The following is a 15,959-nucleotide window of genomic DNA, read 5'->3' as shown; positions in this document are numbered from 1 at the left end:
CTCGTGTGATCCTTCAACGGTTTCGCGGAAATGTAGAGCGGCTGTCCCCAGCCGCTCAACAGAAAAATTGGCCCGTGTGACCAAAGTTGTCCAGCCACGGCTGATAAATATTGGCGTTGGGACGCAACGCTCTCAACCAACTCTTTAAGTTACGCGGACACTTACACTCAAGGAAGAAATGAAATGCTAGCACTATCTCGCAAAATTGGTGAAAAGATCATCATCGGCGACAACATCACTGTTGAAGTGCTGCGTGTCAAAGGCAATCGTGTGGTGCTGGGCCTGGCTGCGCCCGCCGATGTCAAGATCATGCGTGAAGAACTGAAAGGCAAACCCAAACCTGAACGTATCACGCTGGAAGTTGTGGTCGAAGATGGACTGCTCGTCGCCTGCTAAGCTGGCCAGGCTAATCTAACTCAAGACTCGCTCGCTTCAACCGCAGCGAATTCATGATTACGGAAACCGAACTCAAGCTCATCGCGGCCCCGGCCAAGATTGGGCTGAGCAACAGACCGAACAGTGGATACAGCACGCCGGCAGCCACTGGCACTCCGACCAGGTTGTAGACAAAAGCGAAGAACAGGTTCTGGCGAATATTGTTCATCATGTGTCGACTGAGCAAGATAGCTGTTACCAATCCGCTTAGGTCGCCGCGAACCAACGTAATCCCAGCGCTTTGGATCGCGACGTCCGTACCCGTACCCATGGCGATCCCGACATCGGCTTTGGCCAGTGCCGGCGCGTCATTGACTCCATCGCCAGCCATGGCCACGCGGGCTCCGGCGGCGCGCAGCTTATCCACATACGCAGCCTTGCCCGACGGGCTGACTTCCGCTTCGAAACCATCGATCGATAGTTGGCTGGCAAGGCTGCTGGCCGTCCGTCGACTGTCACCGGTGAGCATAATGATCTTTAGTCCCAGTCGTTTCAACTGCGCAAGCGCGGCCACGGAAGTCGATTTTGTGGGATCGGATACGGCCAGCAAGCCGACGATGTGATCGTCTACAGCCACGGCCATAACGGTCTTGCCGGCTGACTGCAATTGCTCCAACTTCGAGCGAGTTGTGTCGAGCACTTCGGTGCGCTCGGCTTGATGGAAAGCCAACGTGCCAATGGCAATCTTGTGATCATCTACCAACCCACTAACTCCACCGCCGGCAGTGGATTGAAATTGTTGGACAGCCAGTAATGAGAGGCTGCGATCCTTGGCTGCTTGTACGATGGCGGTGGCCAGTGGATGCTCGCTGCTGGCCTCGATACTAGCGGCCAGGCGGATCAATTCACTTTCGGTAGTCGACTTCAGCGTGATGACATCGGTCAGGCGTGGTTTGCCTTCGGTTATGGTACCGGTCTTGTCGAGTACCACTGTATCCACTTGGGCTAGTCGCTCGAGGGCTTCAGCATTGCGCACTAGCACACCGGCCCCAGCGCCGCGTCCGACGCCCACCATGATCGACATGGGTGTGGCCAATCCGAGCGCACAAGGACACGCGATGATCAGTACAGCTACCGCATTTACAATAGCGTACGCCAGCTTGGGCTCTGGTCCCAACCACAGCCACATACAAAAAGTTATGACTGAAACCGCCAGAACTGCAGGTACAAAATACCCGGCGACACGATCCGCCAGGCTCTGAATGGGAGCACGACTCCGCTGCGCGTCGGCGACCATCTGCACAATTTGACCCAACAAAGTATCGCGACCAACACGCTCAGCGGTCATCACCAAACTGCCGGCACCGTTGAGTGTGCCGCCGGCCACTGTATCGCCCACGGTCTTGGCCACGGGCATCGGTTCGCCGGTCAACATGGACTCATCGATATGCGACTGACCTTCGATAACAGTGCCGTCGACAGGCACTTTGTCACCCGGCACGATGCGCAGTTGGTTACCGATTTGAACCTGATCCAAGTCGATAACTTCATCGCCACTAGAGGTGATGCGTCGCGCGGTCGGTGGAGCCAGGCTGAGCAATGCCTTGAGTGCCGTACCCGTTTGACTGCGAGCCCTCAACTCCAGCACTTGACCGAGCAATACGAGCACGACAATCACCGCGGCCGCTTCGAAGTAAATCGCCACCTGCCCCGTGTGTCGCATCGCATGAGGAAATAGATTTGGAAAGAGCAGTGCAAAGACACTGTAAATGTAGGCACTGCCGACACCCAACATAATGAGGGTGAACATGTTCAAGCTGCCTGTCCGCAGCGATCTCCAGCCCCGCTTGAAGAATGGCCAGCCAGCCCACGCAACGACTGGCGTCGATAGTAAAAACTGTAGCCATCTGGACCAAGTGCTCTCCGCCAACTCATGGAGAGACTGACTAGGAATGAGATGGGACATCGCCAACAAGAAAACGGGCAATGCTAAGGCAGCGCCAATGATGAGCCGCCTGGTCATCCCTTGCAGTTCGGGATCGGCTGCGTCATCATCACCGGCCCACATGGGATTGCGCTCGAGTGCCATACCACACACGGGACAATCACCAGGCACCTCGGACTCTACCCCCGGACACATGGGACAAAAGTATTTGGCTGAACTGGAAGGACTGACATCTGCGTGCGCCTGTCCATGACAACAGCTAGGGGCCGCATCGCTGGGCTGCTGATTCAGAAAAGCCTCTGGTGTCTGCGCAAACTTGTGTTTGCAGTGCGCACAACAGAAGTAGTATTGGGTGCCGTTGTATTGAAACGAATCAGCAGCCGAATCCGGATCGACCTGCATCCCACATACAGGATCTCGCACCGTCGAGTTATTTAGAATCGGCAATCCGCCCAACATGATGTCAGCTCCTAGTGAAACCTCATCTGTGATTGTACACACTCTGAAGGTTTGCACGATGGAACGGGAGGGCGAAGATCCTCCTGGGCGCGCGGTCGGTCGAGAATTTGGTTAGCAGGTTCCCAAAGATAAACGCAGAGAGACGCTGAGAATCGCAGAGAAGACTTTCTGTGTCCTCGGCGTTTTCTCTGCGGACTCTGCGGAACTCTGCGTTTTAAAACGAGCTCTGCTAATCGTTCGGTGAACACCGTCTGGCTCAACTTCCGGCACGTAGTTTGCCGTGCATGCACTGGTCCCTTCAACTACCTGGAGAATCTGTCATGACTTCGATCGACCGCCAACAGCCCGAGAAGAACCACGAGGACCTGACTGGACAGGCAGCTGTTGACAAGATCAAGCAGATCGTGGCTGATGGGCCAAATTGCTTTTTCTGCTCGGGCCCTGGCGCATCCGGGTCCATGTCGTCGCGGCCCATGAACGTGCGCGAAGTCGATGATCGCGGCAGCTTGTGGTTCCTAACAGCCAGCGATAACACGCTTGCCCAAGAACTTCAGCAGCATGCAGCGGTGACATTGTTAGTACAAGGCGCCAAGACTTCCGAATTCTTGCAACTCGACGGTCACGCCCAGCTCTCCCACGATCAGACTAGAATCGAACAACTGTGGGAACCGATCTTAAAGACTTGGTTTACCGAAGGCTCGCATGACCCACGCATTCGAGTCATCCAAGTCGTTCCACAGAAAGGCTATTACTGGGATCAAAAGCACGGTGGCCTGGTAGCCAGCACCAAAATGGCCCTCGGCGCTCTCTTGGGCGTCACTCTAGACGATTCCATTCAAGGCACATTGTCTTCGTTTAACAAATAAGCCTTGAAGGCCGCGGCACGGGTGGCACTGGCGATGCGCAGCATTGCCAGTGCATGGAACGAAGTATTGCGTATGGCGCCCCCGGTTGGTCGGCCAAGGTCAGCGAAGTGATGGTGGCACCGGAGTCGGCGCCCTAGTTACTTGATTTGATCGCTGGCGAATCAATTTCGCATGGGGCTCGCAAACTTCGGTTCCGTTGGTTGGCGCGACCGGTGGCCGAAAATCAAACGCTTCGTTCGGAGCACTGGCCATGCTGCGCATTGCCAGTGCCACCCGACGCCCAGCGATGCAATCCAAAGTTTGGCGCCTTCGGCTCCGGGTCTTGTAGCCGATCTCGCCAGAGATTGGAGTGCTTTCTCGTCGATCGATGACGCGTCCAAAGTCTGGCGACTTCGGCTACAGGGATTTAAGGGCGTTCGTCTACCCTAAAATTCTTTCTAAGGGTGGCTAATAGTCCTGCGTGAGCGGTGGGGGCTGGAAACGCGGTTAAGATTCTTTAAACTACAGGCCCTGTTTTCCTGGCCGTGCAATTCCTTGGAAAGAGTATGGATCTTATGAAACCGCCTCAGCCCTTTAGTCGGTGGATGTTAGCCCTCTTAGTAGGACTCACCAGCTTTTGCAGCCTCGATGCCTTCGCTTTGGCTCAAGATGCTGCTACGCCTGAAACAACTGCAACCGAAACGGCCGAGCCGGCGCGGCGGCCGGGCGGCGAAGCCAACCTGGTTCTGCCGGATCTGGCCCAAGTCAAATTTGTGGGCGGCCTGGATGGCCGTACGCTACTGTTTGGTGGCCTGGTCATCAGCGCCCTGGGACTCGTCTTCGGGATGGTCATCTATACCCAACTGAAGAATATGCCCGTGCATCAAAGCATGCGCGATATCTCGGACCTGATCTACGAAACTTGTAAAACTTATCTGCTCAAGCAAGGGCTGTTCATCGGCATGCTGTGGTTGGCCATCGCAGCGGTGATCATCTTTTACTTCAAACTGCTGCTGAATTTCGAGAACCAGCGGGTGGGCATCATTTTGCTCTTCAGTGTTATTGGGATCTTGGGCAGCTATGGTGTCGCCTGGTTCGGTATTCGCGTCAATACGTTCGCTAACTCGCGCACCGCTTTCGCCAGTCTGCGTGGGTTGCCGCATCCCATTTATGAAATCCCGCTCAAAGCCGGTATGAGTATCGGCATGATGCTGATCAGCGTTGAACTGCTGATCATGCTCTACATTCTGTTGTTTATTCCACGCGACTACGCTGGGCCATGCTTCATCGGTTTTGCGATCGGTGAGAGTTTGGGCGCGGCGGCGCTGCGTATTGCGGGCGGTATCTTTACCAAGATCGCGGACATCGGCGCCGATTTGATGAAGATCGTCTTCAAGATTAAAGAAGACGATGCGCGTAACCCGGGTGTGATCGCCGACTGTACGGGCGATAACGCCGGTGACTCAGTGGGCCCCAGTGCCGACGGTTTTGAAACTTACGGTGTAACCGGCGTTGCCTTGATCACGTTCATACTTCTAGCGGTTAACGAAAAGACTGCCGGCGCGAGTTTTGAAACGCTGCAAGTACAACTGCTGGTGTGGATCTTCGTGATGCGGATCATGATGGTGATCGCTTCAGCTGCCGCTTACTTCATCAACGAAAACATTACTACCAAACAGTATGCCACTTCGGAAACGATGAACTTCGAAGTCCCACTGACGCGGTTGGTGTGGGTCACTTCGATCGTGTCGATCGTGCTGACTTATATTGTCTCTTGGATCGTGATTCCTAGCTTGAGCGACAATACCACGCTGTGGTGGAAACTGTCGACGATCATCTCGTGCGGAACCTTGGCCGGTGCGGTGATTCCCGAGTTAGTGAAAGTGTTTACCTCGACCGAGTCCAAACACGTCCGCGAAGTTGTTTCGTCGTCCGAACAAGGTGGAGCGTCGCTGAACATCCTGTCGGGTCTGGTCGCTGGTAACTTCTCGTGCTTCTGGTTGGGCTTGGGTATTGTGGCGCTGATGGGCGTCGCTTACGGCGTAACGGAAGTTGGTCGCGGCACACCCACGGGCCTGGATGCGATTATGGCTGCCCCCGCCGTGTTTGCGTTCGGCCTGGTCGCCTTCGGTTTCTTGGGAATGGGGCCAGTTACGATCGCGGTCGATAGTTATGGTCCGGTGACCGATAATGCACAGAGCGTGTATGAACTGTCGCTGATTGAAGATGTACCCAACGTCGAAGCGGAAATCAAACGCGACTTCGGTATCGATGTGAAATTCGAACGCGCCAAACATTTGCTGGAAGAGAACGATGGTGCGGGCAATACCTTTAAAGCTACGGCCAAACCGGTGCTGATCGGTACCGCGGTTGTCGGTTCGACCACGATGATCTTTTCGATCATCATGGGACTGACGAACGGTCTGACGCAAGACTTAGATAAACTCTCGCTATTGCATGCTCCGTTTATGCTGGGGTTGATCAGCGGTGGTGCGATCATCTACTGGTTCACCGGCGCATCGATTCAAGCGGTCACCACCGGTGCTCACCGCGCGGTCGAGTTCATCAAGGAGAACATCAAGCTGGAAGGCACGACGCGAGCATCTGTCGAAGACAGCAAACGCGTGGTCGCCATATGTACGCAATACGCTCAGGCGGGTATGGTCAATATCTTCTCGGCTGTGTTCTTCGTCACTTTGGCTTTTGCGTTCTTGGAGCCCTACTTCTTTATCGGTTACCTGGTATCGATTGCGATCTTTGGTTTGTATCAAGCCATCTTCATGGCCAATGCCGGTGGTGCTTGGGATAATGCCAAGAAGATTGTCGAAGTCGAACTGAAAGCCAAAGGCACTCCCTTGCACGATGCGACCGTAGTCGGTGATACCGTCGGCGATCCGTTCAAAGATACCTCGTCGGTCGCTCTGAACCCGGTCATCAAGTTCACCACGCTCTTCGGTCTGCTGGCCGTCGAGCTGGCTGTGGAACTGGGGGCTGAATACGGAGCTGTTGCCACCAGCTGGCTGGCGATTGGCTTCTTTGGGCTGGCTTTGATCTTCATTCACCGTAGCTTCTACGGTATGCGGATCAAGAAGTAAACCGTGGCCACCGTCGCCAGACGGTGGACATTCTGTAGCCACCGTCGCCAGACGGTGGACTCCCGTAGCCACCGTCGCCAGACGGTGGATGCGTAGCGTGAGATCATCCACCGCTTGGCAGCGGTGGCTACACAGGCTGGAAGCCTATGCCACACCCCAGATAGTGACTTCAGCCTTAATCTTGCCGAGGGCACTGCCCAGCTGGAGCATCGATACGACATCAAATCCATGAGTGGAACTGGCCTCACGCTGCAGGTTGCTGCAGTGGGGCCAATGCCAGTGCTCAACTTGACCCGAGCCGCCACGCAGGGCATCGATTAAATGCACTCGCGAAAAATCTTCGATCCAGTCCAGCACATCCAGCGGCACGAGAGCTCGGCGGACTGTGACCAGCGGAAGTTTCAATTCTGCAATCTGATCCGCCAATAACCAGCCGAGCGAATCGTCGCCATGTGGGCTGCCAATGCCGACTACCAATTGATTGTGCGTGTCGTTTGTGTGCAGAGCAGCCAATAGTTCAGCCGGGATCATCTAGGCCCGCTCGATCTTGACGTTCAGAAAGTGCGTCGAACAACTGATACATGGATCATAAGCCCGCACTAGTTGTTCGCAGATAAGAGCCACTTGCGGATCGGGCTGGTCGATGATCGTGGGCAACAGGCTGCGCAAGTCCGCTTCGATCTGCGATTGATTCTGCGATGTAGGTGGGACGATTTTTGCCGAGACCACGCGGCCAGCGTCATCGACTTCGTAGCGATGATAAATCAATCCGCGTGGCGCTTCCGTCGCCCAGCACCCCTGCCCCGCCCGATGCTGGTACGCCTGGCGGGCACTACGCAGTGGTCGATACTGTTGCATGAGGCTCAGCGCATCTTCGAAGGCCGTGATGACCTCCAGGGCTCGCGCCATGATGCCGTGTTGCGGGTTGTGACTGACAAGCGGCCAGTCTAATTCGCGGGCGACGGCCAGCGCGCAAGGCGATAGCCGCTGGTGATTCAAAGCCAGACGAGCCAGTGGCCCCACAAAGTAATCCTCTGTTTGGTTGCCAACTCGCCGTTGCGATTGCAGAGCTGTCGAATGCGGCACTTGAACCTCGGCAAAGTGCTGCTCGTAGTGCTCGATGTCGATGCGCAGTTGGTCACCAATGCCTATGTGGCCACGCATGATCGGGTACTGCTGGTCGTCGACCAGCGACACGTATTGATGCGGCTGTGTAAATTCAGGGAATGTAAAAGTGCTGATCCAGCGCGCGGTTTCCATGGCCAATTGCAAACAGTGTTCAAACTCAGGGATCAGACCCGCCAGCAACTCCGGATCGGGAGGGCGATAAAATCCACCGACCGCTACGTTGATGGGATGGATCGCGCGGCCACCTAGAATTTCTAGCAAGCGATTGCCCGCCTTCTTCATGCGCAAACCGCGATTGACCTCCATTGGACTGCGCTGGGCCAGTTCAATACCGCTAGCGCAGCCAAAGAAGTCGGGCGCGTGCAGCAAGTGAATATGCAATACGTGACTCTCAATCCATTCGCCACAGTACAGCATTCGGCGTAGATCCTGAATTTCGGGTCGAGTAGTAACTTCGAGCGCCCGCTCTAAGGCTTCGACAGCGGTGATTTGGTAGGCAATGGGACAGATGCCGCAGATGCGAGCCGTCGTATCGGGCACTTCTTCCAGCGGCCGACCGCGCAAGAGACTCTCAAACAAGCGCGGCGGTTCGTAGATCCCCAGCTGCACGTCGACCACTTGGCGACCATCCAGTTTGATCAGCAGTGAGCCTTCGCCCTCGACACGCGTGAGAATCGGAATATGAATTTGACGAGCCATTGTATTTACATTTCAAACTTCAAACTTCAAACTTCAATCTTCAATCTTCTTCGGCATTTGACAAGTGAAGCTATGCAACAGTTCATACACTTCGCGCTGACTCTTGGCTGCTCCGCGGGGATCGGCCAGCATGTTGGAAGCCGAAGGCAAGTTGATTTGCACCATGTGGCCAAAGCAACCGTAACAGCCGCGATCGTACGCTGGGCAAATGGATCCGCAGCCTGACTGTGTGATTGGTCCCAAGCAGGCTTTGCCTTGAGCCACCACGACACACACCGTACCGCGACGTTTGCAAGGTTGACACACGCTCTCAGTTGAAGTTCGCGGTCGTCGACCTGCGACCAGCGCCGTGAGCACTTCTAGCAGTTGATGTTTATCGACCGGGCAACCGCGAAGTTCGAAATCGACTTTCACATGATCGGCGATCGGTGTCGATGTGGCCAGCGTTTCAATCCAGTCAGGTTGAGCATAAACAGACCGCATGAACTCGTCGTGGTCAGCAAAGTTGCGCAGGGCTTGAATCCCGCCCGAGGTTGCGCAAGCGCCGATGGTCACTAGTTTCTTGGAGACTGCCCGCAACTGCTGGATGCGCTCGGCATCATGCGGCGTGGTTATCGAACCTTCGACTAACGTCACATCGTAAGGGCCATCTTCCAAATGGCTGGAGGCTTCAGCGAAGTGAGCAATGTGTACCAGGTTGGCCACAGCCAGCAGTTCATCTTCTGCATCTAGCAGCGTTAATTGACAGCCATCGCACGAAGCGAACTTGACCACGGCCAGTCGAGGTTTTGTATTCATCACCACTCCTTGATGCGCATGAGCTGGCAAGCATGATCGTAGCGATACACCGGCCCATCTTTGCAAACGAAGCTGGGGCCGAGTTGGCAATGTCCGCACAGTCCGACCGCGCATTGCATATGTCGTTCCAGCGATACCCAGATCGATTCGGGAGCGATGCCACACTCGATCGCGCCTACAGCTGCGTAATGCATCATGATTTCTGGCCCACATGTCATCACCACTGTACGCTCCGGCCGCATCACTGTTACTTGTTTGAGCAGTTGAGGAACAACTCCTACATGGCCAGTCCAATTGGGATCGGAGTGATCGACCGTGGTGATCACTTCCCAGCCGTGTTGTTGCCACTGTGCGAACTCATCGGCGTACAGCATTAGATCCGGCGTGCGGGCGCCCATGAGCAAGATGTTGCGCTCCGTTCGATGGGGCTGGTCCATCAAGGCGTAGATCACTGGCCTGAGAGGTGCCAAACCAATTCCACCAGCCAATAAGATAACATCGCGCTGCTCGCAGGCTGCGATCGGCCAGGTCGAACCGTAGGGACCACGCAGACCAAGTTGATCGCCGACCTTCAACGCAGCGAGCGCTTCTGTCACCCGCCCCGCCGCGCGAATTGTATGCAACAGTCCACTCGAGCGCGCATCAGGCTCGCTCGGCCCGCTCATACTGATAGCCACTTCACCGCAGCCCGGCAGATACAACATATTAAATTGCCCCGGTGCAAAACGATACGCGTTGCTGACCGCTTCGTCGGTTAACTCCAGTCGATAGGTAAGCACATCGTTGATCTCTGGCGAGATCGCAGCGATGCGGGCTGGATGAGTGAGCCAAGGGTTCATATCAATTCTCCATGTTGCAGTATAGCGTTAAAGTCACCTCCCCCAAGCTCGCTTGGGGGAGGTCGCAGACGCGGCGTTCAGCCGTCGTCTGCGGGTTTTGAAGTTGCGCCTTTTTTGCTTAAATCATACGGCTATCCTGTATTCTGTTGGAAGTGCTGCAGCCATCAATCGTTTGAGTTTGTTGATGCCTCCAGAAGTTTTTAGGCGGTCGTTGATGTACTTTAGTTCTTGGCCCATACTTTCTTGGCGGTAGGCTAAGCACAGTCCATGCAGTCGCTGCATGGCCCACCATCGTCGCCTCTCCTCGTCGAGCCTACGGTCATTCATTCTTGTGATACGCATATCTTCCAAGAACAATACCGTAGTAATCGCCAACTCAGTCCAAGTCTCCACAGCTCGGAAGTCTTTGAACGAGTACTGATCGAAACCGAGCGTAGACTTTAGTTCTTTGAAGAATAGTTCGATTTGCCAGCGGAGCGAGTACATCTCGATCACTTCAAGCACACTCAAATCAACAGCATTCGTCATCAGGATTTTGACGTCGTCGGAAGTCGCCTTCACTAGATTGGATTTCGTTGTCGAAAAAATCAGTAGCACTGAACCGACGTTCCGTACCTCTGCTTTTTCCTTGTGCGTATAGTAATCGCGATGTTTCGTTTTCGGCCCAATACGATACTTGGAAAGCCGCCGGTAAGAGGCGTACTTGCCCGTACTCGCGTGAAGCCTGGTTCGCTTGAGCGACAAACTCGTCCAATCCTTTAAACGAGACCGCAATTTGGGGCGGTTGCCCTTGGTGCCTTGATAAACTCTTTCCGAATTAGCCGGAAAGATCCATGTGTATCCTTTTTCCTCACAAGCTTCGCGTACAACCTGAGATTCATAGGCCGTATCGCCTATCACCACTACTTCCGCATCATCTGGCAATGGGAGCGTGCGGATCATTTCCGCAGCACACTCTGCCGTTGTCAGCATCGGAACTTTTCGATGCTCGCTGTATTCTTCCGTGTAGTGGGGCATTTGCCTTGGCACACGGATGCCACTGGGAGTGATCAGCACACCGCACGTGAAGCTGTGGATCGATTTAGCATCCGTCTTCACGCGCTTCCTGTTTTTACTATTCCCGTTCTTCTTGCGTTGGCGATTGCCAGCGCTACATATGTATGTGTTTTGAGATGTCTTACCAGACTGCGTCTTCTGCGTTGCATCCACAATGAAAAAGAATTTGCCGCGCTTCGACTCTTTCGCGAGCAGTGCCTTGGCCAGACCTTTATTGAAATCGAATTTCCGCCAACGTGCCTGCGCCAAGAAACGAGTTACCTCCCCGCGATGAACTGCCTCGGAGCAAATACTACCAGCAGCAGCCGAGCAACTCATTCGGCCGCGATGCAGAATAAAGGCGAGCACCATTCGCATGAACATCATCAATGCGCGTTCTTTGAGATTACATTGAGCCAAATACCCCTTGAGCGACTTGGCAGATTCGGCGACGATAATCATTGCGGGTCCTCCTCCATGTTTGGTGATATTCAACAAACTTTTCATGGAATGGACCCGCTTTTTTTGCAATAGCAGTTTTTTTGCTAGCATGAAAAAGGCGCAACTTCAAAATCTGCGGGAGGGGGCACGGCACCAGGTTTGACATGTGCGTTAACTGATATTCATTCAGGACTCGCCCCTCCCGAATCTCGCAAAGCCTCGATTCGACCTCCCCAAGGCTTCGCCTTGGAGAGGTGACGGTCACCTCCACCGCGCAGCGGGGGAGGTCGCAGACGCGGCGTTCAGCCGTCGTCTGCGGGAGGGGGCACGGCACCAGGTTTGACATGTGCGTTAACTGATAATCATTCAGGACTCGCCCCTCCCGAATCTCGCAAAGCCTCGATTCGACCTCCCCAAGGCTTCGCCTTGGAGAGGTGACAGTCACCTCCACCGCGCAGCGGGGGAGGTCGCAGACGCGGCGTTCAGCCGTCGTGTGCGGGAGGGGGCACGGCACCAGGTTTGACATGTGCGTTAACTGATATTCATTCAGGACTCGCCCCTCCCGAATCTCGCAAAGCCTCGATTCGACCTCCCCAAGGCTTCGCCTTGGAGAGGTGACAGTCACCTCCACCGCGCAGCGGGGGAGGTCGCAGACGCGGCGTTCAACCGTCGTGTGCGGGAGGGGGCACGGCACCAGGTTTGACATGTGCGTTAACTGATATTCATTCAGGACTCGCCCCTCCCGAATCTCGCAAAGCCTCGATTCGACCTCCCCAAGGCTTCGCCTTGGAGAGGTGACAGTCACCTCCACCGCGCAGCGGGGGAGGTCGCAGACGCGGCGTTCAGCCGTCGTGTGTGGGAGGGGGCACGGCGCTACGAGGTGACGTAAGCGCGGCTACTTCTTGCGTCAAGTCGATGCCGACGGGGCACCAGGTGATGCAGCGACCGCAACCGACGCAACCGGAGGTGCCGAACTGATCGATCCAAGTAGCTAGTTTATGTGTCAACCATTGTCGATAACGCGAGCGAATTTGAGGGCGCACGGCACCGCCGGCGATGTGGCTAAAGTCAAAATTAAAACACGAATCCCAATGTCGTTCGCGCAACACACTCTCATCCACCAAGTCCGTAACCTCATCCACCGAATGACAAAAACAAGTTGGACAAACTAGCGTACAGTTTGCACAGCTCAAGCAGCGCGAGGCGACGTCATCCCATTGAGGGTGATCCATGCGGGCGAGCAACTTGTCATGAATGTCGCGGGTGTCCAGGCGACGCGAGATCTGATCAACTGCGTTTTGCCGACCGACTTGCGCTTGCGAAAGTTCCTCGTCGGTGGCAGGTCGCAGCGGTAACTGGTCGCAAATCGCTGCGCCAGCTGGACTGCCGCTGACGATAGTAAAACCGCTTTCTATTTCAGTTAAAGCCATATCGTATCCGGTGGTGACCTCGGGGCCGGTGTTCATCGAAGTACAAAAGCAGGTCTGGGCAGCTTGCGTACAGTTGACGGCGATCAATAGCAAATGCTGACGTCGCGTGGCGTAAGCTGGATCGATGTAGTCACCCTGCATGAAGACGCGATCTTGAATACCAATGGCAGCTAGTTCACATGCGCGCACACCCAAGCAAGCCAGCTTGCGAGGCTGGTCGACGATCTCTTCAAATTTCCAGCCATCGTCGCTAGTCTTTCGCGAACGCATCAACGGCAAGATCGGCGGGAATAAATACTTCTTCCACGAATGGGGACCGACCACGTAACCAAACAGACGCTCGTCGTCGCGTTTGACTAGTCGATAGTGACCAGGGGATTGTTGATCACCGTAGCCGATCGGCAGCTGGTCAACGTTATCCAGCGGGCCATAGACAATCGCGGCTTCGTCAATGCGCGGACCGATCACCTCGTAGCCCGCTGCGATGACGACATCCAGCAGACTTTGGAATTGATCTTTCTGCAGAAAGTTGGTGGTCATGACGGAAGTATTCCACACAGGCTGGAAGCCTATGCCACATTGGTTACAAACCTGGCGTCGAGGGCTACGACGCGCTCGGGGCTGGCCACCAACGGATTGATGTCAGCTTCGATCAAACTCGGCTCATTACGAATCATACGACCGAAGTCAGCGATCACGCTAGCGAGCAACTCCAAATTAACCGGTGGACGGTTGCGGAAACCGGCCAGTAGCGGCCAGCAGCGCAGTGACTTGAGCATCCGCAAAGCTCGGTTTTTGCATACCGGCGGCAACTCGAGCGCGCGATCTTGAAAAACTTCAGCCGCGATACCTCCGTAACCGACCATGATAACGGGACCAAAGACCGCATCGCGTTTCATCCCAATAATCAACTCGACACTGCTGGCCAGCGTCACCATCGGTTCCACCGTAACGCCTTCGATCACTGCATCGGGACGCATGCGGGCGGCACTACTGACGATCGCACTGAAGTGCTCGACGACTTCGCTATCGCTGTTGATATTCAAAGCCACGCCGTTGACTTCGGTCTTGTGCGTGATTTGGGCTGACCAAACTTTTAGTACGACTGGATAACCGATCTTTTGCGCCACTTCGATGGCTTGCTCGGGACTGCTAGCGGCGATCGCGCTAGCCACAGGAATCGAGTAACGTTGCAATAGCTCTTTGGATTCCGTCGAGTCGAGCAATCGCTGCGATTGTGGACTCTGCGGAGCGCGCGTTGGCAGCGGGACATCCAGGCTGCGCGTGAAGTCGACTTCCAGTTCGACACTATCTTCTTTACGAAACTCTTGATTGGCAGCTCGGGCACGCGCGTAAGCGGTTAAATGATTAAAGCCACCGATGGCTTGCTCGGGAGTTTCAAAGGTTGGTATCTGGGCCGCTTGCAGCAGCGCGATTCCGCTGGCCATTTGTTGGCCGCCCATCCAAGCGGCGATGAGTGTCTTGCCAGCTCGCGGCGCTAGTTGTGCGACCAGGCGAGCGGTGCGTTCGGGTTGCGTCATGGCTTGCGGAGTTAGCAGTGCCAACACGGTATCGACGTTTGGATCATCGCTGACAATATCGATCGCTCGCGCGAAACGCTCGGGATCCGAGTCGCCTAACACATCGACGGGATTACTATGCGACCAACTGGGTGGCAAGAACTCGTCCAGTTTATGCATCGACTCGCTGCTCAACTGAGCCAGTCGACCATGGCCGGCCAGCAAGGCGTCGGTGGCCATGACCCCTGGTCCACCGGCATTGGTCACGATGGCCAGTCGCTCGCCAACTTGTTCAGGATGTCGCGCTAGTAGTTCAGCGCATTGGAACATCGACTCTAAATCAAATACGCGCACGATACCCACGCGCTCGAAGGCGGCTTGATACACTGCATCGACGCCGGCCATGGCGCCGGTGTGCGAAGTGGCCGCTTGAGCCGACTCGGCAAAGCGACCGGCTTTATATGCAATCAAAGGTTTGCGACTCGCAAAGCGACTGGCCGCTTGCAGAAAATAGCCGGCTTGCATGATCGATTCGACATACAAGATGGCCGCGCTGGTATGGGGATCATCAGCCAGGTAGTCCAGCAAATCGGCAAAGCCCACGTCCAGTTGATTGCCCAGCGAGACGAAGTGCGAGAAGCCGATGTCTTCGGTCAGTGCCCAGTCAAGAATGGCAGTACAGAGCGCTCCGGACTGCGATAAGAAAGCGATCGAACCTGGACTGGGCATGCCGATCGCAAAGCTGGCGCTCATTTGCGTCCAAGGTGAAATCACTCCCAGACAATTGGGACCGATGATGCGCAGACCTTGATAATGACGTTGAGCTTGACGAATCTGTTCTTCCAGCAGAAGACCGGCTGAGCCTAGTTCGCGAAAGCCGGCCGTCAGAATCACGATAGCCCCCACGCCGCAGCGACCACACTGATGTACCAGGTCGGGTACCGTTGCTGCAGGTGTGCAGATGACGACCAACTCGGGCACTTGCGGTAGATCCGCCACACATGCAAAGGCTGGCAAGCCATGAATGGTGCTGCGCAAGTGGTTCACTGGGTAGATCGTTCCCCGATACCCACTGCGCATCAAGTTGGTCACCACGGTTGAACCAACTTTCGCCGGCGTTTCACTAGCGCCTACGATCGCGATCGAATGCGGAGCCAGTAGTTTGCTAAGGTCCATATGTCTCCTTTCGCTCGTAGCCACGTAGCAGCGTTTCTCCGAAACGCTGACGAATTGCGTCTCGGAGATACGCAACTACGCGACGCACTCGTAGCCACCGTCGCCAGACGGTGGATGCACCTGCTTAAGGCCTCTACCGTCTGGCGACGGTAGCTACGGTTCGACTCGTAGCCA

General features: G+C 55.3%; 11 protein-coding genes. 3 read left to right on the top strand and 8 right to left on the bottom strand.

Going from position 1 to position 15,959, the window contains the following annotated elements; all coding sequences use genetic code 11:
• Nucleotides 1–183: 183 nt before the first annotated feature.
• Nucleotides 184–396, top strand: a complete 213-nt coding sequence (locus SH573x_RS27005) for a carbon storage regulator (protein ID WP_479351167.1) — start codon at nt 184–186, stop codon at nt 394–396.
• A gap of 10 nt (nt 397–406) precedes the next feature.
• On the opposite strand, the gene SH573x_RS27000 is transcribed toward SH573x_RS27005, so the two are convergent.
• Complete coding sequence (locus tag SH573x_RS27000; RefSeq protein WP_479351166.1) at nt 407–2,779, bottom strand: heavy metal translocating P-type ATPase; 2,373 nt, start codon at nt 2,777–2,779, stop codon at nt 407–409.
• A 320-nt stretch (nt 2,780–3,099) separates the two neighbouring features.
• Between SH573x_RS27000 and SH573x_RS26995 the strand changes: the two genes are divergently transcribed.
• Both SH573x_RS26995 and SH573x_RS26990 read left to right on the top strand, forming a co-directional pair.
• A complete protein-coding gene (locus SH573x_RS26995) occupies nt 3,100–3,645 on the top strand; it encodes a pyridoxamine 5'-phosphate oxidase family protein (protein ID WP_479351165.1) in 546 nt (181 codons plus the stop codon).
• Nucleotides 3,646–4,199: 554 nt separating this feature from the next.
• Entirely contained in the window at nt 4,200–6,719 is a 2,520-nt protein-coding gene (locus SH573x_RS26990) for a sodium-translocating pyrophosphatase (protein ID WP_479351164.1), read from the top strand.
• Nucleotides 6,720–6,863: 144 nt separating this feature from the next.
• On the opposite strand, the gene SH573x_RS26985 is transcribed toward SH573x_RS26990, so the two are convergent.
• The 7 genes from SH573x_RS26985 to SH573x_RS26955 all read right to left on the bottom strand — a co-directional run bounded on the left by SH573x_RS26985 (nt 6,864) and on the right by SH573x_RS26955 (nt 15,785).
• A complete protein-coding gene (locus SH573x_RS26985) occupies nt 6,864–7,250 on the bottom strand; it encodes a hypothetical protein (RefSeq protein ID WP_479351163.1) in 387 nt (128 codons plus the stop codon).
• Nucleotides 7,251–8,546: a Ni/Fe hydrogenase subunit alpha gene (locus tag SH573x_RS26980; protein WP_479351162.1), complete on the bottom strand. Its 1,296-nt coding sequence runs from the start codon at nt 8,544–8,546 to the stop codon at nt 7,251–7,253.
• A 33-nt stretch (nt 8,547–8,579) separates the two neighbouring features.
• Nucleotides 8,580–9,344, bottom strand: a complete 765-nt coding sequence (locus tag SH573x_RS26975) for an NADH-quinone oxidoreductase subunit B family protein (protein ID WP_479351161.1) — start codon at nt 9,342–9,344, stop codon at nt 8,580–8,582.
• On the bottom strand, nt 9,344–10,183 hold the full coding sequence (locus SH573x_RS26970) for an FAD/NAD(P)-binding protein (protein WP_479351160.1): 840 nt from the start codon (nt 10,181–10,183) through the stop codon (nt 9,344–9,346). The genes SH573x_RS26975 and SH573x_RS26970 overlap by 1 nt, the downstream gene beginning before the upstream one ends.
• Nucleotides 10,184–10,306: 123 nt before the next feature.
• Entirely contained in the window at nt 10,307–11,680 is a 1,374-nt protein-coding gene (locus SH573x_RS26965) for a transposase (protein ID WP_479348747.1), read from the bottom strand.
• An 821-nt stretch (nt 11,681–12,501) separates the two neighbouring features.
• Complete coding sequence (locus tag SH573x_RS26960; protein WP_479351159.1) at nt 12,502–13,629, bottom strand: 4Fe-4S dicluster domain-containing protein; 1,128 nt, start codon at nt 13,627–13,629, stop codon at nt 12,502–12,504.
• 29 nt (nt 13,630–13,658) lie between these two features.
• Nucleotides 13,659–15,785, bottom strand: coding sequence for an acetate--CoA ligase family protein (locus SH573x_RS26955; protein WP_479351158.1), 2,127 nt, complete (start codon nt 15,783–15,785; stop codon nt 13,659–13,661).
• Nucleotides 15,786–15,959 lie beyond the last annotated feature (174 nt).

It is taken from the genome of Rania fehmarnensis, assembly GCF_056494185.1.
This window is presented reverse-complemented; position numbering and strand designations above follow the sequence as displayed.

Excerpts from the sequence above, each read along its gene's own strand:
- SH573x_RS26955 (WP_479351158.1), bottom strand. The coding sequence starts at position 15,785 with ATGGACCTTAGCAAACTACTGGCTCCGCATTCGATCGCGATCGTAGGC.
- SH573x_RS26985 (WP_479351163.1), bottom strand. The coding sequence starts at position 7,250 with ATGATCCCGGCTGAACTATTGGCTGCTCTGCACACAAACGACACGCAC.
- SH573x_RS26960 (WP_479351159.1), bottom strand. The coding sequence starts at position 13,629 with ATGACCACCAACTTTCTGCAGAAAGATCAATTCCAAAGTCTGCTGGAT.
- SH573x_RS27005 (WP_479351167.1), top strand. The coding sequence starts at position 184 with ATGCTAGCACTATCTCGCAAAATTGGTGAAAAGATCATCATCGGCGAC.
- SH573x_RS26975 (WP_479351161.1), bottom strand. The coding sequence starts at position 9,344 with ATGAATACAAAACCTCGACTGGCCGTGGTCAAGTTCGCTTCGTGCGAT.
- SH573x_RS26980 (WP_479351162.1), bottom strand. The coding sequence starts at position 8,546 with ATGGCTCGTCAAATTCATATTCCGATTCTCACGCGTGTCGAGGGCGAA.
- SH573x_RS26965 (WP_479348747.1), bottom strand. The coding sequence starts at position 11,680 with ATGATTATCGTCGCCGAATCTGCCAAGTCGCTCAAGGGGTATTTGGCT.
- SH573x_RS26990 (WP_479351164.1), top strand. The coding sequence starts at position 4,200 with ATGAAACCGCCTCAGCCCTTTAGTCGGTGGATGTTAGCCCTCTTAGTA.
- SH573x_RS26970 (WP_479351160.1), bottom strand. The coding sequence starts at position 10,183 with ATGAACCCTTGGCTCACTCATCCAGCCCGCATCGCTGCGATCTCGCCA.
- SH573x_RS26995 (WP_479351165.1), top strand. The coding sequence starts at position 3,100 with ATGACTTCGATCGACCGCCAACAGCCCGAGAAGAACCACGAGGACCTG.
- SH573x_RS27000 (WP_479351166.1), bottom strand. The coding sequence starts at position 2,779 with ATGTTGGGCGGATTGCCGATTCTAAATAACTCGACGGTGCGAGATCCT.